General features: G+C 58.1%; 26 protein-coding genes. 10 read left to right on the forward strand and 16 right to left on the reverse strand.

Annotated elements, in window-relative coordinates; all coding sequences use genetic code 11:
- Nucleotides 1-72 precede the first annotated feature (72 nt).
- The gene (locus ACOTXD_RS02480; RefSeq protein WP_306173474.1) at nucleotides 73-204 is read right to left on the reverse strand and encodes a peptidase; all 132 of its coding nucleotides are present in this window, start codon (nucleotides 202-204) and stop codon (nucleotides 73-75) included.
- Here ACOTXD_RS02480 and nlpD point away from each other — a divergent pair.
- Together nlpD and rpoS are read left to right on the forward strand one after the other, a co-directional pair.
- Nucleotides 146-1,219: a murein hydrolase activator NlpD gene (nlpD, locus tag ACOTXD_RS02485; RefSeq protein WP_306173475.1), complete on the forward strand. Its 1,074-nt coding sequence runs from the start codon at nucleotides 146-148 to the stop codon at nucleotides 1,217-1,219. The genes ACOTXD_RS02480 and nlpD overlap by 59 nt on opposite strands.
- Nucleotides 1,220-1,278: 59 nt before the next feature.
- Complete coding sequence (gene rpoS / locus ACOTXD_RS02490) at nucleotides 1,279-2,271, forward strand: RNA polymerase sigma factor RpoS (protein ID WP_013098493.1); 993 nt, start codon at nucleotides 1,279-1,281, stop codon at nucleotides 2,269-2,271.
- 51 nt (nucleotides 2,272-2,322) lie between these two features.
- On the opposite strand, the gene ACOTXD_RS02495 is transcribed toward rpoS, so the two are convergent.
- Together ACOTXD_RS02495 and ACOTXD_RS02500 are read right to left on the reverse strand one after the other, a co-directional pair.
- Entirely contained in the window at nucleotides 2,323-2,700 is a 378-nt protein-coding gene (locus tag ACOTXD_RS02495; protein WP_022651771.1) for a DUF4440 domain-containing protein, read from the reverse strand.
- Nucleotides 2,697-3,899 carry an MFS transporter gene (locus tag ACOTXD_RS02500; protein WP_059520841.1) on the reverse strand — a complete coding sequence of 401 codons (1,203 nt, stop codon included), beginning with the start codon at nucleotides 3,897-3,899 and terminating at the stop codon, nucleotides 2,697-2,699. The genes ACOTXD_RS02495 and ACOTXD_RS02500 overlap by 4 nt, the downstream gene beginning before the upstream one ends.
- Nucleotides 3,900-4,008: 109 nt before the next feature.
- On the opposite strand from ACOTXD_RS02500, the gene ACOTXD_RS02505 reads away from it, so the two are divergent.
- Nucleotides 4,009-4,896, forward strand: a complete 888-nt coding sequence (locus ACOTXD_RS02505; RefSeq protein WP_333069843.1) for a LysR substrate-binding domain-containing protein — start codon at nucleotides 4,009-4,011, stop codon at nucleotides 4,894-4,896.
- Here ACOTXD_RS02505 and ACOTXD_RS02510 read toward each other — a convergent pair.
- Complete coding sequence (locus ACOTXD_RS02510) at nucleotides 4,893-5,300, reverse strand: MarR family winged helix-turn-helix transcriptional regulator (protein WP_022651767.1); 408 nt, start codon at nucleotides 5,298-5,300, stop codon at nucleotides 4,893-4,895. The genes ACOTXD_RS02505 and ACOTXD_RS02510 overlap by 4 nt on opposite strands.
- A 173-nt stretch (nucleotides 5,301-5,473) precedes the next feature.
- On the opposite strand from ACOTXD_RS02510, the gene ACOTXD_RS02515 reads away from it, so the two are divergent.
- From ACOTXD_RS02515 to ACOTXD_RS02525, 3 genes are read left to right on the forward strand one after another with little or no spacing between them, the layout of a single operon-like run.
- Nucleotides 5,474-6,076: a non-oxidative hydroxyarylic acid decarboxylases subunit B gene (locus tag ACOTXD_RS02515; RefSeq protein WP_003862111.1), complete on the forward strand. Its 603-nt coding sequence runs from the start codon at nucleotides 5,474-5,476 to the stop codon at nucleotides 6,074-6,076.
- On the forward strand, nucleotides 6,066-7,493 hold the full coding sequence (locus ACOTXD_RS02520; RefSeq protein WP_023314736.1) for a non-oxidative hydroxyarylic acid decarboxylases subunit C: 1,428 nt from the start codon (nucleotides 6,066-6,068) through the stop codon (nucleotides 7,491-7,493). Before ACOTXD_RS02515 ends, ACOTXD_RS02520 begins: the two co-directional genes overlap by 11 nt.
- Before the next feature lie 10 nt (nucleotides 7,494-7,503).
- Nucleotides 7,504-7,725: a non-oxidative hydroxyarylic acid decarboxylases subunit D gene (locus tag ACOTXD_RS02525; RefSeq protein WP_003862116.1), complete on the forward strand. Its 222-nt coding sequence runs from the start codon at nucleotides 7,504-7,506 to the stop codon at nucleotides 7,723-7,725.
- A 90-nt stretch (nucleotides 7,726-7,815) separates the two neighbouring features.
- Here the strand turns inward: ACOTXD_RS02525 and mutS are convergent, their stop codons facing one another.
- Together mutS and ACOTXD_RS02535 are read right to left on the reverse strand one after the other, a co-directional pair.
- Complete coding sequence (gene mutS, locus ACOTXD_RS02530) at nucleotides 7,816-10,377, reverse strand: DNA mismatch repair protein MutS (protein ID WP_045331305.1); 2,562 nt, start codon at nucleotides 10,375-10,377, stop codon at nucleotides 7,816-7,818.
- Nucleotides 10,378-10,490: 113 nt separating this feature from the next.
- Nucleotides 10,491-10,721 (reverse strand): SymE family type I addiction module toxin, encoded by a 231-nt coding sequence (locus ACOTXD_RS02535; RefSeq protein WP_045335710.1) that lies wholly within the window; start codon nucleotides 10,719-10,721, stop codon nucleotides 10,491-10,493.
- 175 nt (nucleotides 10,722-10,896) lie between these two features.
- Between ACOTXD_RS02535 and ACOTXD_RS02540 the strand changes: the two genes are divergently transcribed.
- Nucleotides 10,897-11,241, forward strand: coding sequence for a nitrous oxide-stimulated promoter family protein (locus ACOTXD_RS02540; RefSeq protein ID WP_073970451.1), 345 nt, complete (start codon nucleotides 10,897-10,899; stop codon nucleotides 11,239-11,241).
- Between the two features lie 5 nt (nucleotides 11,242-11,246).
- Here the strand turns inward: ACOTXD_RS02540 and ACOTXD_RS02545 are convergent, their stop codons facing one another.
- From ACOTXD_RS02545 to hypA, 10 genes are all read right to left on the reverse strand, one after another.
- On the reverse strand, nucleotides 11,247-12,467 hold the full coding sequence (locus ACOTXD_RS02545) for an MDR family MFS transporter (RefSeq protein WP_061856254.1): 1,221 nt from the start codon (nucleotides 12,465-12,467) through the stop codon (nucleotides 11,247-11,249).
- Between the two features lie 15 nt (nucleotides 12,468-12,482).
- Entirely contained in the window at nucleotides 12,483-13,244 is a 762-nt protein-coding gene (locus ACOTXD_RS02550) for an ABC transporter ATP-binding protein (protein ID WP_061856253.1), read from the reverse strand.
- Nucleotides 13,244-14,281, reverse strand: a complete 1,038-nt coding sequence (locus ACOTXD_RS02555) for a FecCD family ABC transporter permease (protein WP_061856252.1) — start codon at nucleotides 14,279-14,281, stop codon at nucleotides 13,244-13,246. The genes ACOTXD_RS02550 and ACOTXD_RS02555 overlap by 1 nt, the downstream gene beginning before the upstream one ends.
- Nucleotides 14,281-15,279 carry an ABC transporter substrate-binding protein gene (locus tag ACOTXD_RS02560; RefSeq protein ID WP_022651749.1) on the reverse strand — a complete coding sequence of 333 codons (999 nt, stop codon included), beginning with the start codon at nucleotides 15,277-15,279 and terminating at the stop codon, nucleotides 14,281-14,283. The genes ACOTXD_RS02555 and ACOTXD_RS02560 overlap by 1 nt, the downstream gene beginning before the upstream one ends.
- Before the next feature lie 149 nt (nucleotides 15,280-15,428).
- Nucleotides 15,429-17,501, reverse strand: coding sequence for a formate hydrogenlyase transcriptional activator FlhA (flhA, locus tag ACOTXD_RS02565; RefSeq protein WP_017382808.1), 2,073 nt, complete (start codon nucleotides 17,499-17,501; stop codon nucleotides 15,429-15,431).
- 62 nt (nucleotides 17,502-17,563) lie between these two features.
- A complete protein-coding gene (gene hypE, locus ACOTXD_RS02570; RefSeq protein ID WP_003862131.1) occupies nucleotides 17,564-18,574 on the reverse strand; it encodes a hydrogenase expression/formation protein HypE in 1,011 nt (336 codons plus the stop codon).
- Nucleotides 18,571-19,692, reverse strand: coding sequence for a hydrogenase formation protein HypD (hypD, locus tag ACOTXD_RS02575; protein WP_045331298.1), 1,122 nt, complete (start codon nucleotides 19,690-19,692; stop codon nucleotides 18,571-18,573). Before hypD ends, hypE begins: the two co-directional genes overlap by 4 nt.
- 3 nt (nucleotides 19,693-19,695) lie before the next feature.
- Entirely contained in the window at nucleotides 19,696-19,968 is a 273-nt protein-coding gene (locus ACOTXD_RS02580; RefSeq protein WP_003862132.1) for a HypC/HybG/HupF family hydrogenase formation chaperone, read from the reverse strand.
- The gene (gene hypB / locus ACOTXD_RS02585; RefSeq protein ID WP_023323665.1) at nucleotides 19,959-20,822 is read right to left on the reverse strand and encodes a hydrogenase nickel incorporation protein HypB; all 864 of its coding nucleotides are present in this window, start codon (nucleotides 20,820-20,822) and stop codon (nucleotides 19,959-19,961) included. The genes ACOTXD_RS02580 and hypB overlap by 10 nt, the downstream gene beginning before the upstream one ends.
- Nucleotides 20,823-20,825: 3 nt before the next feature.
- Nucleotides 20,826-21,176 (reverse strand): hydrogenase maturation nickel metallochaperone HypA, encoded by a 351-nt coding sequence (hypA, locus tag ACOTXD_RS02590; protein WP_022651745.1) that lies wholly within the window; start codon nucleotides 21,174-21,176, stop codon nucleotides 20,826-20,828.
- A 210-nt stretch (nucleotides 21,177-21,386) separates the two neighbouring features.
- On the opposite strand from hypA, the gene hycA reads away from it, so the two are divergent.
- From hycA to hycC, 3 genes are all read left to right on the forward strand, one after another.
- On the forward strand, nucleotides 21,387-21,851 hold the full coding sequence (gene hycA / locus ACOTXD_RS02595; protein WP_022651744.1) for a formate hydrogenlyase regulator HycA: 465 nt from the start codon (nucleotides 21,387-21,389) through the stop codon (nucleotides 21,849-21,851).
- A 73-nt stretch (nucleotides 21,852-21,924) separates the two neighbouring features.
- Nucleotides 21,925-22,533, forward strand: a complete 609-nt coding sequence (locus ACOTXD_RS02600) for a 4Fe-4S dicluster domain-containing protein (RefSeq protein ID WP_017692772.1) — start codon at nucleotides 21,925-21,927, stop codon at nucleotides 22,531-22,533.
- Nucleotides 22,530-24,344, forward strand: coding sequence for a formate hydrogenlyase subunit 3 (hycC, locus tag ACOTXD_RS02605; RefSeq protein ID WP_045335698.1), 1,815 nt, complete (start codon nucleotides 22,530-22,532; stop codon nucleotides 24,342-24,344). Before ACOTXD_RS02600 ends, hycC begins: the two co-directional genes overlap by 4 nt.

The raw sequence follows: 24,344 nt of genomic DNA on the forward strand, positions 1-24,344 counted from the left end.
TTAAGGCAAATTCAGCGTATGGTGGGGCGCGATAGGTTCGTGCCATCACGGTTATTTTTAAGTCACTGGTAGTTAACACATTCCTGGGGGATAAATGAGCGCGGGAAGCCCAAAATTCACCATCAGCCGTGTTGCGGCATTATCACTGGTTTCGCTCTGGCTGGCAGGCTGTACAAGTTCAAATAACGCGCCTGCGCCCGTCAGTTCCGTTAATGGAACCAGCGGCTCGGGTAACACGTCCAGCGGAATGTTGATCACCCCTCCGCCTAAAATGGGCACCTCAACGGCGCAGCAAACGCCGCAGATCCAGCCGGTTCAGCGTCCAGTTACGCAGCCTACGCAGATACAGCCAGTGGAACAGCCTGTTCAGACTGAAAATGGCCGCATAGTGTATAACCGTAAGTATGGGAACATTCCGAAAGGTAGCTATACCGGCGGCAGCACCTATACCGTGAAGCGCGGCGATACGCTGTTCTATATTGCCTGGATCACCGGGAACGATTTCCGCGATCTGGCACAGCGAAACAACGTCCAGGCCCCGTATGCTCTGGAAGTCGGGCAAACGCTTCAGGTTGGCAACGCGACGGGGACACCGCTTACGCCAGGCAACACCGTTTCAGCAGCCGACGTAACTGCGCAAAATAACAGCGTCACCCCTGCACAAAAAACCACCACGGTGGTTGCTTCACAACCTGTAATTACGTATTCTGAGGATTCAGGTGATCAGAGTGCTAACAAAATGTTGCCGAATAATAAAGGTACTGCGACTGTTGTCACAGCACCGACTACGGCACCTGTGGTTAGCTCTACTGTACCGACTGCAAGCAGTCAGAATGCCAGCTCGTCAATTACCACCTGGCGTTGGCCAACTGACGGCAAGATCATCGAGAACTTCGCTACCTCTGAGGGGGGCAACAAAGGGATCGATATCGCAGGCAGTAAAGGACAGGCAATCATCGCGACCGCAGACGGACGCGTTGTCTATGCCGGTAACGCACTGCGCGGTTACGGTAATCTTATTATCATCAAACATAATGATGATTACCTGAGTGCCTACGCCCATAACGACACAATGCTGGTCCGGGAACAACAAGAAGTTAAGGCGGGGCAAAAAATCGCTACCATGGGTAGCACCGGAACCAGTTCTACACGCTTGCATTTTGAAATTCGTTACAAGGGGAAATCCGTAAACCCGCTGCAATATTTACCGCAGCGATAAATTGACGGGGCATGCCAGCCAGGGTGTCTCGTCCAGGGATCACGGGTAGGAGCCACCTTATGAGTCAGAATACGCTGAAAGTTCATGATTTAAATGAAGACGCGGAATTTGATGAGAACGGAGCAGAGGCTTTTGACGAAAAAGCCTTAGTAGAAGAGGAACCCAGTGATAACGATTTGGCTGAAGAAGAGCTGTTATCGCAGGGTGCCACACAGCGTGTGCTGGACGCGACTCAGCTTTACCTTGGGGAGATTGGTTACTCCCCACTGCTAACGGCCGAAGAAGAAGTCTATTTCGCACGTCGTGCTTTGCGTGGTGATGTTGCCTCGCGTCGTCGCATGATCGAAAGTAACCTGCGACTGGTCGTGAAAATTGCCCGCCGTTACGGCAATCGTGGTCTGGCTCTGCTGGATCTGATTGAAGAGGGCAACTTAGGTCTCATCCGCGCAGTTGAGAAGTTTGACCCGGAACGCGGGTTCCGTTTCTCAACCTACGCGACCTGGTGGATTCGTCAGACCATCGAACGGGCTATTATGAACCAGACCCGTACGATTCGACTGCCGATCCACATCGTCAAAGAGTTGAATGTTTATCTGCGTACCGCGCGCGAGTTGTCCCATAAACTGGACCACGAGCCAAGTGCGGAAGAGATCGCAGAGCAACTCGACAAACCGGTTGATGACGTAAGCCGTATGCTGCGTCTCAACGAGCGCATTACCTCGGTTGACACCCCGCTGGGTGGCGACTCCGAAAAAGCGCTGCTGGACATCCTGGCCGATGAAAAAGACAACGGCCCGGAAGACACCACGCAGGACGATGACATGAAACAGAGCATCGTCAAATGGCTGTTCGAACTGAACGCCAAACAGCGTGAGGTGCTGGCACGTCGTTTCGGTTTACTGGGGTATGAAGCTGCGACACTGGAAGATGTCGGCCGTGAGATTGGCCTGACCCGTGAACGTGTTCGTCAGATTCAGGTTGAAGGCCTACGCCGCCTGCGTGAAATCCTGCAAGGGCAAGGTCTGAATATCGAAGCGCTGTTCCGCGAGTAAGCAACCATTCGTCAGAAAAGGCCCGTCGTGAGACGGGCCTTTTTTTTTGCCTTACGGCTGCGCCGTTTCGTGCAGCAAACGCCAGGTGATGTTATCCCCTTCCTGATTAAGCACCGCGGTTGACCAGCGCACGTTGACGGGCTGGCCTGGCCGGGTTTGCGTCTCCCGGTAATGGAGCACCGCGCCGTTGTCCCATGTCTGAAGCGTTGTTAACGCGTCAATACCGATCCTGAGCCCGGGTCGGGTTCCCCGCTGCGCATATAAAAATTGGGCAAGCGCGTGATGATCTAACGGGTTGCCACTCGGTGGAACCATCAGAAAATCCGGACGGAAACGGGCGAGCAGGGCGTCCCGATTGCCTTCGCCTGCACCTAACCAGTTTTCAAGGGCGACGTGAATGTCGAGGATCTCTTGTTCGAAATGGGTCATGGTTGCTCCTGTTGCAGTTGCGCAAGTAACTGCGTGTTGTTAAGACGGTAGACATACAGTACGGGCAGTAGAGTGATGACTGCGGCAAAAACAAACATCCCGTGCCAGGCGGCCAGCGGCGAGAGATAAGCCTGCATGAAGCTCAGCGCCTGCGCCAGCAGCAGGGCACCCGCAAAAAAGCTCAACTGACGATTGAGATTCCATAGCGCGCTGGCATCGGGCATATTTTCCGGTCGCATCGTCAAAAACGCGCTGCTCTGAGCCGTACTGCTGCAAAGGCTTCCCCCCGCGCCCATCAGCGCAAACGCAACGGCAGGTAGCAGCATTGCCGGGCCGACGTTAACTAAAAGTAGAATGCCCGTCGCCTGCAAAAGGCAACCGATGACCACCAGCGGCCGGGGGCCGATACGGTTGAAATAGCGTCCTGTCGCGGTGATAGCCAAAAACGAAGCCACAGACCACGGCAGCATAAGCATGCCCGTTGCGGCGGGTGTCATATTGGCCTCGCTCTGGAGGTAATACATGCCCGTTACGTTCACGCCGATAAAAATGCCGGGTACGCACACATAGATAAGCATGGATAAGCGCAACAGCGGATCCGTCAGCAAAGACAGGTTTACTGTCCTGGTGGGGGTTATCGGCGACGGTTCTGTTTTAAGCCACGCGCAGGCCAAAGCAAAGGTGACAATGACGACGGGCAGGGTGGCAAAAAATATCCAGCGCCAGCTGAATGTCTGAACCAGCATACCGCCCACAGCCGGTGAGCACGCGGGGGCAAGCAGTGCGACCAGCATCACCGCCGAGGAGAGTCTGGCCCGCTCATGAGGCTTAAACTGTTGCCAGGTCAGCGCCTGACCAACCGGGATCAGTAAACCCCCTCCGGCGCCCTGTACGACTCGCCAGGCAATCAGACTTTCCAGCGAAGATGAGAGACCCGCCGCAACGGAGGCCGCGCTAAAGAGAAGCAGTGAGAGCAGGATAACGCGCTTCGGCCCGACGCGGCGCGTCAGGATACTGCTGAAAGGGATGACTAGCGTCAGCCCGGCAATGTATCCGTTACTTACCCAGGCAAGCGCGGAAGGTGTGGTATTGAAAGCGCGAGCCATCGCCGGAAAGGCGACGCTGGCAATAAACATGTTTATCAAATCAAGGAAAAAGCCGAGCAGAAAGACGACGGCGATTTTGCTGCGATACGTCATGGAAGTTCCTCCGGTGAGGTGGCGTATCGTATCGGCCCGCACGTTACGGATAAACGCGACAAAGCACGATATACTGTCAACATTATTTTGACAGTTAACCAGGCAAGCGATGCTTAATTTACAGCGTACGGCAATGTTTATCGCCGTAGCGGAAACCGGCAGTTTCACCGCCGCGGCGGAGGCGATGGGGCTGACAAAAGCGGTGGTCAGCTTTCATATTCGTCAGCTTGAAGAGGAGCTGGGCGTCACCCTGTTGCTGCGAACCACCCGACGCCTGACGCTGACCGAGGCGGGGAAGCTCTTTCATCAACGAAGCGTGATGCTGTTACGGGATGCAGAGCGATTGCAGGATGACGTTCGCGCCAACCACGCCGGGCTGACGGGAGAACTGCGGATCACCACCACGCCCGAATATGGCTCGCAGGTGGTGGTGCCTTTGCTGGCTGAATTTAGCCAGTTGCACCCGGACCTTCGCGTGCGGCATGTCTCGTCCTCTTTGCATGCCGATCTTATCGCCGAGCGCTTCGATGTCGCTATCCGGCTCGGCACGCTTGCAGATTCGCGCTACCACGCCGCGTTGATGACCTCCTTCACCATCCTGCCCGTGGCAACGCCAGGCTGGCTGGCAAACCATCCGGTTGACTCGCTGGAACAACTGGCGGAAGCGGACTGGATCATTCACGAGCGTTTAACGTCGCCGCTGCGCTGGCAGGTAAGAGGTGTTGATGGACATCCGGTTTCCTTTGAGATCAAGAAAGCGCCGCGCCTGTATGCAGACAGCGCCCAGGCGCTGATGGCTTTTGCCCTCGCGGGATGTGGAGTGGCGCTGCTGCCGGAGTGGCTGGTGCGTAACGCACTGGATGCGGGGGAACTGGTCTCGCTGTTACCGGCGTACACGTTTGCTCAGCAGGGCATCTATGCCGTTTATCCCGATGCCCGGCATGTGCCCGCGAAAGTGCGAACATTTATTAATTTTATGCGCGTCAGGGTGACTTAACCCTGCATCATTTTTTTAATGAGCGCTGAAAATTGCTCTCGTTCCGCGCCGTTAAGGCGCCCCAGAAATGCCTCATCCACCTCATTTCCAATCGGTTTACTGCTCTCAAGCAGGGCCTCACCTTCGGCAGTCAGAAAGACAAACCGACGGCGTTTGTCTGCCGGATCGTGCTCGCGCCTGACCAGGCCGCGTGCTTCCATGCGGCTCAGCATTTCTGCCAGCGTCGCTTTGGTGCTCACCGCGACTTCAGTCAGGGCAACCTGCTCAATACCAGGATTTTCAGCAATTGACCGCATCACCGCATATTGTGGCTTGGTCAGTTCGGGCAATGCGTGCTGCCACTGGGCGGTATGCTGTTGAAAAAGCTGACGTAGCAGGTGGAAAGCTTCTTGTCTTAACTCCATGGACACTCCGACGGAAAAATACTCCCTCTATGATAGCCGCTCTTGGGCTGAATTTTAACGCGAGAGTTTTTTAGCGATTAGTGTGATCGTATGCGAACGATCTTGTCAGCAGCAGGATCAAGGCGTAGTTTAATTAATATGTTCGTATACGAACAAATTAATTGAGGTGCTGAATGAGATTGATTGTGGGAATGACGGGCGCGACGGGTGCGCCATTAGGCGTGGCGTTGTTACAGGCGCTGCGGGAAATGCCGGAGGTGGAAACGCACCTGGTGATGTCGAAGTGGGCAAAAACCACGATTGAGCTGGAAACGCCATTCACTGCGCATGACGTTGCTGCACTGGCGGATGTCGTCCATAGCCCGGCCGATCAGGCTGCCACCATCTCCTCCGGCTCGTTTCGCACCGACGGCATGATCGTCATCCCGTGCAGCATGAAAACGCTGGCGGGTATCCGCGCGGGCTACGCCGAAGGGCTGGTAGGGCGTGCGGCAGACGTAGTGTTGAAAGAGGGGCGCAAGCTGGTGCTGGTTCCCCGTGAGACGCCGCTCAGCACCATCCATCTTGAGAACATGCTTGCTCTTTCCCGTATGGGCGTGGCGATGGTGCCGCCTATGCCTGCGTACTACAACCACCCGCAAACCGCCGATGACATTACCCAGCATATCGTGACCCGTGTTCTCGACCAGTTTGGTCTGGAGCATAAAAAAGCCCGACGCTGGGAAGGTTTGCAGGCAGCGAAACATTTTTCACAGGAGAATAAAGATGGCATTTGATGATTTGAGAAGCTTCTTGCAGGCGCTCGATGAGCAAGGGCAACTGCTGAAAATTGAGGAAGAGGTAAACGCTGAGCCGGATTTAGCGGCGGCCGCCAACGCTACCGGACGCATTGGCGATGGTGCGCCTGCGCTGTGGTTCGATAATATTCGCGGCTTCACCGATGCCCGTGTGGTGATGAACACTATCGGCTCGTGGCAAAACCACGCTATTTCGATGGGGCTGCCAGCGAATACCCCGGTGAAAAAACAGATCGACGAGTTTATTCGTCGCTGGGACAAATTCCCCGTCTCGCCAGAGCGTCGTGCAAATCCGGCCTGGGCGCAGAACACGGTGGACGGGGAAGACATCAACCTGTTCGACATTCTGCCGCTGTTCCGCCTGAACGACGGTGACGGAGGCTTTTATCTCGATAAAGCGTGCGTTGTCTCCCGCGATCCGCTCGACCCCGATCACTTCGGCAAACAGAACGTCGGGATCTACCGTATGGAAGTGAAGGGCAAGCGTAAGCTCGGCCTGCAACCGGTGCCGATGCATGATATCGCGCTGCATCTGCATAAGGCAGAAGAGCGCGGCGAAGACCTGCCTATTGCCATTACGCTGGGTAACGATCCGATCATCACCCTGATGGGCGCCACGCCGCTGAAATACGATCAATCCGAGTATGAGATGGCCGGTGCGCTACGCGAAAGCCCGTATCCGATTGCGACGGCTCCGCTGACCGGTTTCGATGTGCCGTGGGGGTCGGAAGTGATCCTCGAAGGGGTGATTGAAGGCCGGAAACGTGAAATTGAAGGGCCATTCGGTGAGTTTACCGGACACTACTCCGGCGGGCGCAACATGACGGTCGTACGCATTGATAAAGTCTCTTACCGCACCAAACCCATTTTCGAATCCCTTTACCTCGGCATGCCGTGGACCGAGATTGATTATCTGATGGGGCCCGCCACCTGCGTACCGCTCTATCAGCAGCTAAAGTCGGAATTCCCGGAAGTGCAGGCGGTAAACGCCATGTACACCCACGGTCTGCTGGCGATTATCTCCACTAAAAAGCGTTACGGCGGTTTTGCCCGTGCGGTCGGCCTCCGCGCCATGACCACGCCACACGGTCTGGGTTACGTGAAAATGGTGATTATGGTGGATGAAGACGTCGATCCGTTTAACCTGCCGCAGGTGATGTGGGCGCTGTCATCAAAGGTCAATCCGGCAGGCGATCTGGTGCAGCTACCGAATATGTCTGTGCTCGAGCTTGACCCCGGCTCCAGCCCGGCGGGGATCACTGACAAGCTGATCATTGATGCCACCACCCCGGTTGCCCCGGACAACCGTGGTCACTACAGCCAGCCGGTACAGGATCTCCCTGAAACCAAAGCCTGGGCCGAAAAACTGACCGCGATGCTGGCGGCACGTCAATAAGGAGGAAAAAATGATTTGTCCACGTTGTGCCGATGAACATATTGAAGTGATGGCAACATCACCGGTGAAAGGTGTCTGGACGGTATATCAGTGTCAGCACTGTCTGTATACCTGGCGCGATACCGAACCGCTGCGCCGTACCAGCCGCGAGCATTACCCGGAAGCGTTCCGCATGACCCAGAAGGATATTGATGAAGCACCGCAGGTGCCGACGATCCCGCCGCTGCTGTAAAAAAAGCCCGGTGGCGCTACGCATACCGGGCCTACGGGTTTTGTAGGCCGGGTAAGGCGAAGCCGCCACCGGGCAAAAGACCGCAGAGAACTAAACCAGACTCTTCAACCGATAAATCCACTCCAGCGCCTGACGCGGCGTCAGCGAATCCGGGTCGAGATTTTCCAGCGCTTCCACGGCCGGAGAGGTCTCTTCCGGGACCGCCAGCAGTGACATCTGCGTACCATCTATCTGCGTCGCCGCCGCATTCGGTGACAAACTTTCCAGTTCACGCAATTTCTGACGCGCGCGCTTGATCACCTCTTTTGGCACGCCCGCCAGCGCCGCGACGGCCAGGCCATAACTCTTGCTTGCCGCGCCGTCCTGCACCGTGTGCATAAAGGCGATGGTGTCGCCGTGCTCAAGCGCATCAAGGTGGACGTTAGCCACGCCTTCCATTTTCTCTGGCAGCTGTGTCAGTTCGAAATAGTGCGTTGCGAACAACGTCAGCGCTTTGATTTTATTTGCCAGACTTTCCGCGCACGCCCAGGCCAGAGACAGGCCGTCATAGGTGGAGGTACCGCGTCCTACTTCGTCCATCAACACCAGACTGTTCTCTGTCGCGTTATGCAGAATGTTGGCGGTTTCGGTCATCTCGACCATAAAGGTAGAGCGACCGCTCGCCAGATCGTCCGCCGCACCCACACGGGTGAAGATACGGTCGATAGGGCCAATCTCAACCTTCTGCGCCGGAACGTAGCTGCCGATGTAGGCGAGCAGCGCGATAAGGGCTGTCTGGCGCATATAGGTGCTTTTACCGCCCATGTTGGGGCCGGTAATGATCAGCATTCTTCGCTGCGGTGACAGGTTCAACGGGTTGGCAATAAACGGCTCGTTCAGCACCTGCTCAACCACCGGGTGGCGGCCTTCGGTAATGCGAATGCCGGGTTTGTCAGTAAAGGTCGGACAGGTGTAATTCAGCGTGTCGGCTCGCTCAGCCAGGTTTACCAGGACATCCAGCTCGGCCAGCGCAGCGGCGCTCAGTTGCAGGTCAGCCAGGTGCGGCATCAGGATGTCGAACAGCTCGTCATACAGCTGTTTCTCCAGCGCCAGCGCTTTACCTTTCGACGTGAGCACTTTGTCTTCGTACTCTTTCAGCTCGGGTATAATGTAGCGCTCGGCATTTTTCAGCGTCTGGCGGCGAACGTAGTGAATCGGGGCCAGGTGGCTCTGCCCACGGCTGATCTGGATATAGTAACCGTGTACCGCGTTGTAGCCGACTTTCAGGGTGTCGAGCCCCAGACGTTCACGCTCGCGGATTTCCAGCTTATCCAGATAATCCGTCGCGCCATCGGCCAGCGCACGCCATTCGTCCAGCTCTTCGTTGTAACCCGGAGCAATAACCCCGCCATCCCGCACCAGAACAGGCGGCGCATCAATGATGGCGCGTTCCAGCAGTTCGCGAAGCTCGGTAAATTCGCCCATGGTTTCGCGCAGCTTTTGCACTGGCGCGCTGTCGATCTCTCCCAGCTGAGCGCGCAGTTCCGGCAACTGCTGGAACGCGTGCCGCATACGGGCGAGATCGCGTGGACGCGCGGTGCGCAAGGCCAGGCGCGCCAGGATACGCTCAAGATCACCCACCTGACGCAGCACCGGCTGCAATTCGGTGTAACGATCCTGCAATGCGGCAATGGTTTGCTGGCGGCCAGTCAGCGTTTCGGTATTGCGGATCGGCATATGCAGCCAGCGTTTGAGCATACGGCTGCCCATGGGGGTAACCGTGCTGTCAAGAACCGACGCCAGCGTATTTTCCATGCCGCCAGCGAGGTTCTGCGTGATCTCCAGGTTGCGGCGCGTGGCGGCATCCATGATGATGCTGTCCTGCTGACGCTCCATGGTGATGGAACGAATATGGGGCAGGGCGGTACGTTGCGTATCCTTAACGTACTGCAACAGGCAGCCTGCGGCACACAGCCCGCGCGGGGCGTTTTCCACGCCAAAGCCAATCAAATCGCGCGTGCCAAATTGCAGGTTTAACTGCTGGCGCGCGGTATCAATTTCGAACTCCCACAGTGGACGACGACGCAGGCCGCGGCGACCTTCAATCAGCGCCATCTCGGCGAAATCCTCTGCATAAAGCAGTTCTGCCGGATTAGTGCGCTGTAGTTCAGCCGCCATGGTTTCACGGTCAGCCGGTTCACTCAGGCGAAAACGACCGGAGCTGATATCCAGCGTGGCGTAGCCAAACCCTTTACCATCCTGCCAGATCGCCGCCAGCAGGTTATCCTGGCGCTCCTGAAGCAGGGCCTCATCGCTGATGGTTCCCGGCGTGACGATGCGTACGACCTTGCGCTCAACGGGGCCTTTCGATGTGGCCGGGTCACCAATTTGTTCGCAGATAGCGACAGACTCGCCCTGGTTCACCAGCTTCGCCAGATAGTTTTCAACCGCGTGATGCGGGATACCCGCCATCGGGATGGGCTCGCCTGCCGACGCGCCACGTTTCGTCAGGGAAATGTCGAGCAGCTGAGACGCACGTTTCGCATCATCATAAAAAAGCTCGTAAAAATCGCCCATACGGTAAAACAGCAAAATTTCCGGGTGCTGTGCCTTCAGCTTCAGGTACTGCTGCATCATTGGCGTATGCGCGTCGAAATTGTCGATTGTGCTCATGGAGTTATGATATCCATTTCTTTGAAAATATTACGCTTTGAGCGGCTCAATGGCCGATTGTTCCTTCTATTGTCGCATGAAAAAAAGGTGCGGCGCAGAAAAAAGTCACGACTTTACGAGGCATCTTCCGCCATTAATTCAATGATGATTTTTCCGTGCTCGACGCCCACCCGCACCTGCGAGTTGGTGGTAAATCCCGCTTGTTCAAGCCAGTCGCCTTTCAGGCTTAGAGCTGCGTGTACGCTGTACCGTTTTGGAATTTTCGTTTTACGGTCTTCATGACGTTTTCTGAAGTAACCCACTTTCAAGTGACGATAGGGTTTGGCGATCGCGATCTGTTGCATAAGCGCTCCGGTGAATGCGGTCAAAGGTGATTATTTACGCCTGTATAAAATACCAGTAAAACGCGGCGGGGGGCGGGGAAATTCTGGAAGGACGCTTCAGAAAACGGAATGCAATGACTGAAAATGTGCAGATAAAAGGGTATTATAAATGCACTTTATTGTTGAGGACGGCGTTATGTCCGGTAAACGTATTTCACGAGAAAAAAAGACGATCGCCAGAATGATCGCCCTGTACGAAAACAGGTGTCCGCACGCCATAAAAGAAGAGGGGCACTATTCGGCGCTCAAGGCTTATGCTGATAAGCGGCTGGATAAATGCGTGTTTGGTGAGGAAAAACCTGCCTGCAAACAGTGCCCGGTGCACTGTTATCAGCCCGCCCGACGGGAAGAGATGAAGCAGGTGATGCGCTGGGCAGGGCCACGTATGTTATGGCGTCATCCGATTCTGACTCTTCGCCACCTTATTGACGATCGCCGTCCGGTTCCGGAACTGCCTGAAAAGTATCGACCTAAAAAATAGGCGCTTCAGCGCCGCAGCGGGCGGCAAATCACGCTCAGCGCGACCGCGCTGCACAGTGGAAACACCGCCAGCAGCAGCCACGGGTAAATGGCCTCCGTCGAGGGCACCAGCGCCTTGTCCAGCAGGCTGCCTAAACCTAAATTCCCCACCAGCACCGCGATGCCGCCGGCGGTTGAGAGTGCGCCATAGTGCGCTCCAAGCGTTGACTCCTCGGCAAAGCGCGGGATCAAATCTTTAGCCGACGGCACCAGCAGCATTTGTCCGAGCGTCAGCAGCGTGACAAGGCTTGCAGAGGGCAGCAGGCGCAGCCAGCCCTCCGGCGGCTCCGTCGCGGCAAAAAGCGCCACGCTGGCAAACGCGGCGGAGAGCAGCAAAAAGCCCACCGGTAAAATCCTTACCGCGCCAACCTTTCGGGCGAAGCGGGCGAGGGGCAATTGCAGAACAATGATCAGCACCGATGCCAGCATAAACAGCGGTCCCAGGTCTTTTTCGTTCCCCCCGGCGCGCTGGATCTCCACCGGCAGCGCCAGATAGAGCTGGTTATAGCTTAACAGCCATGAACTGTAGGCAATGATAAAGGCGACGAAACGCGGCTGACGGAACGTCGTCCACCAGGGCAGAATTTTCAGCGGCTTCGTGCTGTGATGTGCCGCAGGCAGGCAGAAAAATAGCACCACCAGCGCAACGATAAATATCCCTGCGCCTGCGAGCGCAACCTGACGAAAGCCCAGCCCCGTCAGCAGGGCCCCCATCACCGGGCCAAGAACGGCGCCAAGTTCACCGCACACCGCAAACAGCGCAAACCACTCCGCGCGGCTCCGTTTACCCTTTGCCTCACTTTGCGTTCCCGCTTTTGCCAGCAGGGCCTCTATCGACGGTGAGAACAGCGCGCCGCCAACGCCCGTCAGACAGGCCCCCAGAATGACGGGCCACAGGGATTGCCCAAAGGCCAGCAGTAAATAACCCACCACGCGGACGATGCAGCCGCTGAGGATCACGCTCTTCGCGCCAAACCGGTCTGAAAGCGCGCCGCCAACAATAAACATCCCCTGCTGGGAAAAGGTGCGCAGCCCAAGCACCAGCCCAATCAGCCCGCCGGAGAGCAGCATATCGTCACGCAAGAAGATCGCGAGGAAGGGAACGACCGCGTAAAAGCCAATGTTAAACACGAACTGGCTGCCCAGCAGAACGGGCGGCCAGAGCGTGGTGGCAGTGCGAAGAGGCATCGTTTTAACTCACCCCTACACGATAAAATGGATGTGTTTTTTGCCGTGGTACGGCGAGATCTCGATTCTGGTTTTCACCCTGAAGACGTCCCAGAGTAGTTCCTCGGATAAGATTTCCTGCGGCGTTCCGGTCGCCACAATCTGCCCTTGCTGCATCACAATCAGCGAATCGCAGAACATGGATGCGTGGTTAAGATCGTGAATGGCGACGATGCTGGTTACCGGCAGCTCACTGATAAGCTGCATGAGCTGCATCTGATGATGAATGTCCAGATGGTTGGTCGGTTCATCCAGCAGGATCTCGGTGGGCGTTTGCGCCAGCGCGCGGGCGATATGTACCCGCTGACGCTCGCCGCCGGATAAGCTCAGCCAGCCCTGTTCGCTGCGATCCAGCATATCCACGCGTTGCAGGGCGGCAGTGACGGTTTCGTCATCCTGCGCGCTCCAGTTTGAGAAGGGAGAATGGTGCGGAATTCGCCCCAGTTTGACGACGTCACGCACGCGCATATTGGCGTCGGTCATTCCGTGCTGTTCAACAAACGCCACGCGCCGCGCCAGCTGCTTTTTGGCAATGCGGGCAATGTCCTGTCCGTCCAGCGTCACGCACCCGGCATCCGGGCGGCGCAGACCTGCCAGTATGCGCAACAGCGAGGATTTACCGCAGCCGTTAGGGCCAAGCAGGCCCGCCGTTTCGCCCCGGGAAACCTTCAGCGAAACATGATTCACAATGATCTTTTTACCTACCTTCCAGGTGATTTTCTCGGCGCAGATGCTCATTACTTATTCCTTGAGCGGTAGATAATCACGGCGAAGAACGGTACGCCCACCAGTGCGGTAACGACGCCAACCGGCAGGCTTTGCGGAGCAATCAGCATCCGCGAGGCGATGTCGGCCAGCACCATCAGGATCGCCCCCGCCAGCGCGCTGGCTATCAGCAGCGTGCGGTGCAGCGGCCCGAACAGGAAACGCATAACGTGCGGCACGACCAGCCCGACAAAACCAATAGAGCCCGCCATGCTGACGATGGTCGCGGTGATCAGGGCGGTGGTGGTAAACAAGGCCAGGCGCACCCAGGACACGGCAATGCCCAACGAGGCGGCGGCATCATCACCGAACGTAAAGGCGTCCAGCGCACGGGAATAATAAAGACAGACGGCCAGCCCCGCCAGTACCACTACCAGCGCCAGCTGGAATTCCGGCCAGCGTACGCCGCTAAAGCTGCCCAGCAGCCAGAACATCACGTCGCGCGCCTGTTGCGCGCTGGCAGAGGTGCTGATGGTATAGGCGGTAATGGCGTTAAACAGCTGAGAGGCCGCTACGCCCGCCAGGATCGTGCGTTCATTGCCGCCGCGCGCGCCGTTGGTCAGGAAGGCGACGAAGGCAAAGGCGGCGAAGGCTCCGGCAAACGCGCCCGCAGAAAGCGATACTGCGCCGGTGCCGAGACCCAATACGACGACTGACACCGCCCCGGTTGACGCTCCCGCCGACACGCCGAGCACGTAAGGTTCCGCCAGCGCATTCTTCAAAAGGCTCTGCAATACGGCCCCGCAGATGGCCAACCCGGCTCCGCAACAGGCCGCCACCAGCGCGCGGCTGAGGCGAAAGTCCCAGATGACGCTCTCGTAGATGCGGTTGAGCGGAACGTCAGTCAGCCCCAGCTTATTGCTGATGGCGTAGAACACGTTATTGAGCGGGATAGACAACTCACCGATGCTGACGCCAAGGGCGATCACCAGAAACAACAGCACGAAGGCGAGCAGGCATGACGTGGTCAGGAGCACCCCCTGCCGCATCTGAAGTACGGCAGTGGTCATCAGTTCAGTCCCAGTTTTCTGAGCTGTTCGCCGACCTGCTCAGCACCGTAAAGCGTGCGAATCGTCGGGTTCATGGCCTGGCCGTCCATCACCACAATATGACCCTTCTTCACCGCCTCCATCTGGCTGACGGCTGGATCGCTTTTCAGGAATTTGATTTTTTCTTCGGCGTTGTCCAGCGCCCAGCGGTTACGATCCAGGCTGGAGACCACAATCACGTCCGGATTAGCGGCAATAATACTTTCCCAGCCCACGGTCGGCCATTCGGTCTCAGAGGTAATGGCGTTATGGCCGCCCAGCACGTTAGCAATAAAGCCAGAGGCGCTGTTTTTGCCGCCGACATAGGCATCAGCCGAAGGTGAGGAGCTTGAGAACCAGAAAACAAAGGAGAGGTCTTTGTTGTTTTTGCCAAACTCCTGGCGCAGGTCGGCTTCACGCTTTTTAAAGTCGGCGATAACGGCCTGACCGCGCGCTTCCACGTTGAAAATCTTGGCGAAATCCTCAATCTCTTGATAAAGGTAGGTCATGTCCCACAGCGTCTGGCGGCTGCCGTACATGTCCCCTGCGGCTTTTTTGGTGGCGCACATGCCCGGAGATAAATAGCTGTTTACCCCAACGGTGGCCAGGTCTTCGCGTTTTGCGACCTTACTTTCCGGCCCGAGCAGCAGCGGCAGCTGTGCAGGAACAAAATCAGGGTTTTGCGCAAGAATGGATTCAAGCGTCGGAATTTCGACGGTCAGGGTTTTGATTTTTGCATTCTGCTCAGCCAGCTGCGGCAATACTTTGGTCGGCCAGAACGCGCTGGCTTTCACCTTATCTTCCAGACCCAGCAGAAGCAGGATCTCGACGGTATTCTGCCCCAGGGCCACAACGCGTTCCGGCGCTTTGGTGAAGGTTTCTTTATACCCGCAGTTTTCTATCGTGAGCGGGTACGTGGTAGCCAGAGCTGTACTCATTGATGCAACCGCCAGGCCTAACGCGCAGAGAACCTTTTTCATTAAACGCTACCTTCATTAAAATTATTTTGATGCAAATGAAACGCATTATTAAGGCGGAATTTTATACAGAGGAAAATATATTGTGTCAATGTGGGACAATTACGCAGAGTGATGAAAGGCGGCGCCATATACGGCGCCGGAATGACGGGTTAATTCAGGCTCTCTTTATCGATTCCCAGACGCTTCATGCGCGAGAGCAGGGTGGTACGCTTCAGCCCCAGCCGTTGCGCCGCACCTTTCGGTCCGGCTACCACGCCGTTGGTCTCCTTCAGCACTCGCATAATGAGCTGATATTCATCTTCTCCCTCTTTCGCAAGCTCGGTTGCGGTCACGGTCGTTTCAGAAGGAGTAACCTCTGGCAGGGAGAGCTGGAGCACGTTCCCGCGCGTCAACAGGACCGCGCGTTCAATGACGTTTTCCAGCTCGCGCACGTTCCCCGGCCACTCCATCGCCGAGAGTGTGCGTAGCGTTTCGGCAGGAATACTGTCGATATTTCGCCCCATCCGGCGGGCAATCTTCGCGGTAAAGGCTTTCACCAGCAGCGGAATATCTTCCGGGCGCTCGCGCAGCGGCGGCAGGCAGATCGGGAAGACGTTCAGGCGATAGTAAAGATCGCTGCGAAACTCGCGGTCGGCGACCATTTTTTTCAGATCGCGGTTGGTGGCGGCAATCAGACGCACGTCGGTCTGGATCAGCTTGTTGCTGCCGAGGCGCTCGAACTCCTGCTCCTGCAAAACGCGCAGCAGCTTGGGCTGGAGCTCCAGCGGCATATCGCCCACTTCGTCGAGGAACAAAGAGCTTTTATCCGCCAGCTCAAAACGGCCCAGCCGCTGGCTGCTGGCGCCGGTAAAGGCACCGCGCTCGTGGCCGAACAGGTCGCTTTCCAGTAAGCCAGCAGGCATCGCCGCGCAGTTCATCTTCACCATCCGGCGGCTGTTGCGGTTGCTCAGGTTGTGGATCGCCCGGGCAATCAGCTCTTTCCCGGTACCGGTTTCACCGAGGATCAGCACCGTGCTGTCGCTTTGCGCCACCATCTCCACCTGCTTGAGCACGCTGTACATGGCATCGCTGCGCCCGATGATTTCGCCAAACTCGCTGTCCACGTTGTTGAGCTGCTCGGTCAGCGCCAGGTTTTCGTCCACCAGCCGCTCCTTCAGGCGGTGGATCTCCTGATAGGCGAGGGCGTTATCCAGCGCGATGGAGATGCGCTCGGCGATCTGGCGCAGCAGCTTCAGGTTGGCGGTGGTAAATACGGCTTCATCGCACTGCGCCAGTTTGAGCACGCCGAGCATGGTGTTGCCGGACATCAGCGGCAGCAGGCACAGGGTCTGGATCTTGTTGCCCCAGGTGTTGAAGAGCATCCGCTCGTAGGGGGCTACCGGATCCTGTTCATTGAGATTGAGCAGCAGGATCTCTTTGCTTTTAAATACCCGCTCGGACAGCGTTCCCGCTTCGTCCACTTCGCTCTGCTCGTGCGCCGGGTTAGCTTCATCAAGGTAGTGGGTGGAGTAGATGTTCAGCTTGCCTTTCCGGTTGCCGCGTAGCGCAATGCTGATGGCATCGATTTTAAAATAGTGATGGATCTCTTTTGATACTTCGCTGACCAGCTCATCCATGTCCAGGCGGGAGAGCACGGCGTTGGTGATGGCAACCAGAATGCGGAAGTTATCGCGCTCGCGGCTCAGCAGGTCGTAGTCCACGTTATTGGTGACGCGGCTTTGGATCTGCTCCGCGACAACGGCCACAATCTGGGTAAAGGTGTGCAGGCGTTCGTACTCCGCCTCGCTCCAGGGCTGGTCGGTATCGCGGATAAACTCGCAGCCGCCAAAAATTTGCCCTTCCACCGCCAGCGGCAGCATGCTGTAGTGGCCGAAAGGGTGGTAAAGGTTGCTCTCTGCCAGCTTCGGCCAGGCCTGGCGAAACTGGTCAAAATTGCAGTGCAGCGCTTCCGGGCGGGAGAGAATACGCCGCACCGGGCCGTGGGCAAGAAACGTTTCATCTTCATATTCGAAGATTTTGCCGTTATCACGCGTTGAGAAATAGCTCGCGCGGTGGGTTGCGCTATGCCAGAGCACAATGGCGGCGCTGTCCGCCAGCGCAGATTGCCTGACCAGCCGCGTCAGGGCATCGCTCAGTGCGCCGAGGTCGGGCTGTTGTAAAAGTGTGCGCGTGATGTCAAACAGGCCCTGCTGTCCAAGATCGCTCATCGGTGTATACGGCATTGTTGCTTTCCAATAGAAACTGGCAAAAAGAGAAATTCAGCGCTGACCGCTTTTGGCGCGGTCTAGCAAATTCGGGGTAACGGTTCAGCGTGCGGCAGATCCAGCGTACGCTTCACGCCGTAAAGCCCGGTCAGGCGCACCCCTTTGCGCTCAACCACGTCGCCGATGATGGCCGCGTCTTTCCCTAATGGATGCGCGCGCAGCTGTGCAAGTACGGCTTCCGCCGCCGTGCGTTCCACGCCGATCACCAGCTTGCCTTCGTTGGCAAAGTTAAGCGGGTCTAGCCCTAATAGCTCGCATAGCCCGCGCACGGCGCCTTTGACAGGCAGGCCGCGCTCGGTCAGCTCAATTCCGCAGCCGCTGCTTGCGGCAAATTCGTGCACCACGGCATTCACGCCGCCTCGCGTGGCGTCGCGCAAGGCTTTTACGCCCGGCATGTCGCGCAGCGTCTGGATCAGCGGCGTGAGTACCGCGCAGTCACTGCGCAGTTCCCCGTCCAGCCCCAGGCCTTCGCGCAGGTTCAGGATGGTTGCCCCGTGGCAGCCCAGCGTGCCGCTGACAATCAGCACGTCGCCTGCGCAAAGCTGTTGAGCGCCCCAGTGAATATCGGCGGGGATCGCCCCCATCCCGGCGGTGTTGATAAAAAGCTTATCCGCCGCGCCGCGCTGCACCACCTTGGTATCCCCGGTGACGATGGCGATCCCCGCCTCGCGGGCGGTGTGCGCCATGCTGTTGACCACCGCCGTGAGCGTTTCCATCGGTAACCCTTCTTCGAGGATAAACCCGCAGGAGAGGTAGCGGGGGATCGCGCCGCTGACGGCGACGTCGTTTGCCGTGCCGCAGACGGCGAGCTTGCCGATATCGCCGCCCGGGAAGAACAGCGGGTCAATCACGTAGCTGTCGGTAGAGAACGCCAGCCTGTCACCGTGTGCGGTGAGGGTTGAGAGCGCAATGCGCGCCTGATCTTCCTGCTCGGCGAGCCAGGGATTGTTAAAGGCGTCCATAAACAGCCGGTTAATCAGCTGCTGCATCGCCTGTCCACCGCTTCCGTGCGCCATTTCCACCGTGTTCATGCTTCACACTCCTGGTTGCGATAGTGATACCACGCGGCGCATGCCCCTTCTGAAGAGACCATCAGCGCGCCAAACGCGGTTTGCGGGTTACAGGCGTTGCCAAATAACGGGCAGTGATGAGGTTTGCATTTTCCGGTGAGTACGTCGCCACAGCGGGCGCGGGGATCGTCGCACACCTGCTGCGGCTGCGGTCGGAAATGCGCTTCGGCGTCGAAGGCGCGATACGCGGGCGTCAGGTGCACGCCGGATTCGGCAATCAGCCCCAGTCCGCGCCATTCGCTGTCGCCTTCGACGCTAAACACGTCGGCTATGGCCTGCTGTGCCCGTCTGTTACCTGCATCGGGCACCACGCGGCGATACTGATTTTCCACCGCACTCAGGGCCGCTATTTTCTGCTCAACCAGCATGGTCACGCCTTGCAGTAGATCAAGTGGCTCGAAACCAGCCACCACTAACGGACGATTGTACTGTTCAGCGATAAAACCGTAGGCTTCTGTGCCGATCACCATGCTGACGTGGCCCGGCGCCAGAAACGCGTCGATACCGTTATCTGGCGCTTCCAGCAGGCTGCGCAGCGTGGGAATAAGCGTGATGTGCTGGCAGAAAAAGTAAAAGTTTGTGACGTTGCGGGCTTTCGCCTGCTGGAGGGTAATGGCGGTGGCGGGCATGGTGGTTTCAAAACCCAGCCCGAAAAAGACGACCTTACGCTCAGGATTAGCCATCGCCAGCGTCAGGGCATCCATCGGTGAGTAGACGATCCGCACGTCCGCGCCGCGCGCCTTCGCCTGGAGCAGCGAGCCATTTTTTCCCGGTACACGCATGGCGTCGCCAAAGGTACAAAAAATCACACCGGGGCGGCTGGCGATGTCGAGACAGCTGTCGATGCGCCCCATCGGCAGCACGCACACCGGGCAGCCGGGGCCGTGGATAAATTCGATGTTCTCCGGCAGCAGCTGGTCGAGGCCAAATTTAAAGATGGCGTGGGTGTGTCCGCCGCACACCTCCATGATCCGCAGCGGTTTTTCTTTCGTGTAGTCCAGCAGCGACGCGCGGGACTTCAGGCGATCGATAAGCTGCAACACCTGCTCAGGCGCGCGATATTCATCAACGTAACGCATGTGTTATCGTTCCTCCCCATACAGCAGGGCGCCCACGTCCGGCTCGACGTCAAACATATTCTGTAGCGCGTCCAGCGTGTCGCGGGCTTCTTCCTCATTAATCACGCTCATGGCAAAACCTACGTGGACCAGCACCCACTGGCCGAGACGCGATGCGCCGGTCTCATCGTGGCTGCCTACCAGCGTCAGGTCGACATCGCGCAGGATGCCGCATACCTCCACTTTGGCCTGATTGCCGTCGATGGAATGAATTTGTCCGGGGACGCCTATGCACATCGTTCGTTCTCCAGCCAGTTCAGCCAGGCGTCCATCCCGTCGCCGCGCGTGGCGGAAACCAGCAGGATCTCAATGTCCGGGTTCACTTCGCGGGCGTAAGCCAGGCACTTATCCACGTCGAAATTCAGGTACGGCAGCAGGTCGACTTTGTTCAGCAGCATGAGGGAGGCGGCGGCAAACATATGCGGATATTTCAGCGGCTTGTCTTCCCCTTCGGTCACGGAGAGTACCGCCACTTTATGCCGCTCGCCGAGGTCGAAGCTTGCCGGGCAGACCAGGTTGCCGACGTTTTCAATGAACAGGATGCCGTTGTTCGCCAGCGGCAGGCGCGGGGCGGCGTCGGCAATCATCTGCGCGTCCAGATGGCACCCTTTCCCGGTGTTGACCTGAATCGCAGGCGTACCGGTTTCGCGGATGCGCGCGGCGTCGTTTACCGTTTGCTGGTCACCTTCGATAACGGCGCAGGAGACACGTTTATTCAGCCGTTTGAGGGTTTCGGTCAGCAGCGTGGTTTTACCGGAGCCGGGGCTGGAGACCAGGTTCAGCACCAGCTGTTCGCGCGCGGCAAAGCGGGCGCGATTGCGGACGGCGAGCTGGTTGTTTTTATCCAGCACGTTAATCTCCACCTCCAGCATCTGGCGCTGGCTGATGCCCGGCGCGTGGGTGCCCGCTTCGCCGCGGCCGTAATGCAGGTCACCCGCGTCGGAACGCTGCGGCGCGAAGGTGATGCCGGTCAGTGCCGCCGCGGGACGCGGGGCAGGGGAAAAGGGCGCGGAGCGAAACGCGGAGTGGGGGCGGTGTTCATCCCCTTCGATATACAGGTTGCCTTCAGCGCAACCGCAGGTACTACACATACTTTACTCCTTCTCGATTTCGAGGCGTTGGATCTGCATACCGTCATCCGCCACGATGCGCAGCCCGCTGCTCTGGCACTGCGGACAGCGCTGTACCTTCGATGACAACAGCGTGACGTACTCCTGACACTGTTCGCACCAGCACTCCGCCTGCTGCTCCTCGATATGCAGTGCGCAACCTTCCGCCAGCGTGCCGCGGCACACCAGCTCAAAACAGAAGGTGAGGGCGCTGGTCTCGACGCAGGAAAACGCCCCGACCTTCAGCCAGACGCCGGTCACGCGCTTCGCATGGTTCTGCACAGCCTGCTGTTCGATAAGTTCCAGTGCCCGCTGGCAGAGGGTGATTTCGTGCATGACGCCTCCTTAATGAATTGCCCCTTCAATGCAATAACAGTGCCAGCTTGATTTGCGTTACGGCGTGACGATGTCAACGCTGTCGAAATGACACGTCGACACCGCGGCGGTGACAGTACGTCTCTTGTTAAAAGCTATGTAAATCAAAAGTTTAAAAACTGGCACGAAAACTGCTTAACAGCCGCTAACTCCATTAACCGGATACCTTTTATGACTATTTGGGAAATTAGCGAAAAAGCGGATTACATCGCGCAACGTCATCAGCAGCTTCAGGATCAGTGGCACCTCTACTGCAACTCTCTGATTCAGGGGATCACCCTGTCAAAAGCCCGTCTGCACCATGCCATGAGCTGCGCGGCGCAGGGGGACATGCGCTTTGTGTTGTTTGGTCACTTCACGATTTTTGTCACCCTGGCGGAGAGCTTCAACAGCCACACCATTGAGTATTACGTTGAGACAAAAGAGGGTGAAAAACAGTGTATTGCGAAAGCTCAACTGATGGCCGACGGCATGGTGGACGGTCACGTCAGCAACCGCGATCGCCAGCAGGTGCTGGAGCACTATCTGGAGAAAATAGCGCCGGTTTATAACGGCCTCTACGCCGCCGTTGAGCACGATCAGCCGATCAACCTGAAACAGCTGATCGACGGAAAATCCTCCGCGAACGTGGCCTGAAAAGCGAGTGTCGAGAAGTGTCGATAAGACAGTTTTTTTTCGTCAAAAATGACCATCACCAGAGGATGACCCGGTGAACCGTTTTGTAATTGCTGACTCGACGGTCTGTATTGGCTGTCGGACCTGTGAGGCGGCGTGCTCGGAAACGCACCGCCTGCACGGGCTACAGTCCATGCCGCGCCTGCGCGTCATGCGTAATGAGAAAGAGTCTGCCCCGCAGCTCTGTCACCACTGTGAAGACGCCCCGTGCGCGGGCGTTTGTCCTGTCAATGCCATCACCCGCGTTGACGGCGCGGTACAGCTGAACGAAAGCCTGTGCGTGAGCTGCAAGCTGTGCGGCATCGCCTGTCCGTTCGGCGCCATTGAGTTTTCCGGCAGCCGTCCGCTGCATATTCCGGCGAATGCCAATACCCCGAAAGCGCCGCCTGCGCCACCGGCTCCGGCACGTGTGAGCACGCTGCTGGACTGGGTGCCGGGCATTCGCGCCGTTGCGGTGAAGTGCGACCTGTGCAGCTTCGATGAGCAGGGTCCGGCCTGCGTGCGGACCTGCCCGACCCGGGCGCTGGTCCTGGTCAACATCCGCGACATCGCTCGCACCAGCAAACGCAAGCGTGAGCTGACCATCAATACCGACGTCGGCGATCTTTCGCTGCTGCGGGCGCTTAACGAGGGGGCGAAATGAACGCGATAGTTATGATGACCAGCGGCGTGGCCTGGTTTGCCGCCGCCGCTGTCCTGGCGCTGCTCCTCGCCTTCCATAAAACGCTGAGCGGCGTGATCGCCGGTATCGGCGGGGCGGTCGGCAGCCTGATGACGCTGGCGGCGGGCGGGGTTGTCCTGATCGACGGGCAATCCGTCGACACCCTCATCCCGCTGATTCACCACGCCGTTGAGCTTACGCCGCTGAACGCCATCTGGCTGATAACCTTTGGCCTGTGCGGGCTGTTTATCAGCCTGTTTAATATCGATTGGCACCGCCATCAGCACACCAAAGCCAACGGCCTGCTGGTTAACCTGTTGATGGCCGCCGCGGTCTGTACCGTTGTCGCCAGCAACCTCGGCGCGCTGGTGGTGATGGCTGAAATCATGGCCCTGTGCGGCGTGTTCCTGACCGGATGCAGCGCCTCCGGCAAGCTGTGGTTTGCGCTCGGACGTCTCGGCACGCTGCTGCTGGCGCTGGCCTGCTGGCTGGTGTGGCAGCGTTTCGGCACGCTGGATTTCGCCGCGCTTAACGGCCAGCCGCTGGGCAACGACGTCTGGCTGTTGAGCGTAGTCGGTTTTGGCCTGCTGGCCGGGATAATCCCGCTGCACGGCTGGGTGCCGCAGGCGCATGCCAATGCCTCAGCCCCGGCCGCTGCGCTGTTCTCCACCGTGGTGATGAAGGTCGGTCTGTTCGGCATCCTGACGATAACCCTGACGGGCGATCAGCCGCCGCTGTGGTGGGGCGTGGCGTTGCTGATTGCGGGGATGATCACCGCGTTCGTCGGTGGCCTCTACGCGCTGATGGAGCACAACATCCAGCGTCTGCTGGCGTACCACACCCTGGAGAACATCGGGATTATCCTGCTCGGCATGGGCGCAGGCGTCACCGGGCTGGCGCTCAACCAGCCGGCGCTGATTGCCGCCGGGTTTATTGGCGGTCTGTATCACCTTATCAACCACAGCTTGTTTAAAAGCACCCTGTTCCTCGGCGCGGGCAGCGTCTGGTTCCGCACCGGGCACCGCGATATTGAGAAGCTCGGCGGGATTGGCAAAAAAATGCCCGTCATTTCGCTGGCGATGCTGGTCGGGCTGATGGCGATGGCTGCGCTGCCGCCGCTGAACGGCTTTGCCGGCGAGTGGGTGATTTATCAATCCTTCTTCGCCCTCGGCCAGAGCGAGGCGTTTATCGGGCGTTTACTCGGCCCGCTGCTGGCGGTGGGCCTGGCGATCACCGGCGCGCTGGCGGTGATGTGTATGGCTAAAGTTTACGGTGTCACCTTCCTGGGCGCGCCGCGCACCCGAGAAGCGGAAAACGCCTGCTGCGCCCCGGTACTGATGACCACCAGCGTGGTCGCGCTGGCGCTGTGCTGCATCGCGGGCGGGGTTGCCGCGCCGTGGCTGCTGCCGCAGCTGGGCCACGCCATTCCGCTGCCGCTGGTCACGGCGCATAGCGTCGTTTCCCAGCCGATGATGGCGCTGCTGCTGATTGCCGCGCCGCTCCTGCCGTTCGTGCTGATGCTGTTCTTCAGACGCGACCGTCTCGCCTCCCGCTCGCGCGGCGCGGCGTGGGCCTGCGGCTACGAACACGAGCAGTCGATGGTTATCACCGCCCACGGTTTCGCCATGCCGGTGAAAGAGAACTTTGCCGCCGTGCTGAAGCTGCGCCACTGGCTGAACCCGGTGGGCTGGGTGCCGGGCTGGCAGGGGGCCGCCGTGCCCGTACTGTTCCGCCGCCTGGCGCTGATCGAGCTGGCGGTGCTGGTGGTGATTGTCATTTCACGAGGAGCCTGA

The sequence above is a fragment of the Enterobacter cloacae complex sp. CDL013 genome (assembly GCF_049238805.1).
Classification (GTDB): Bacteria; Pseudomonadota; Gammaproteobacteria; order Enterobacterales; family Enterobacteriaceae; genus Enterobacter; species Enterobacter hormaechei_C.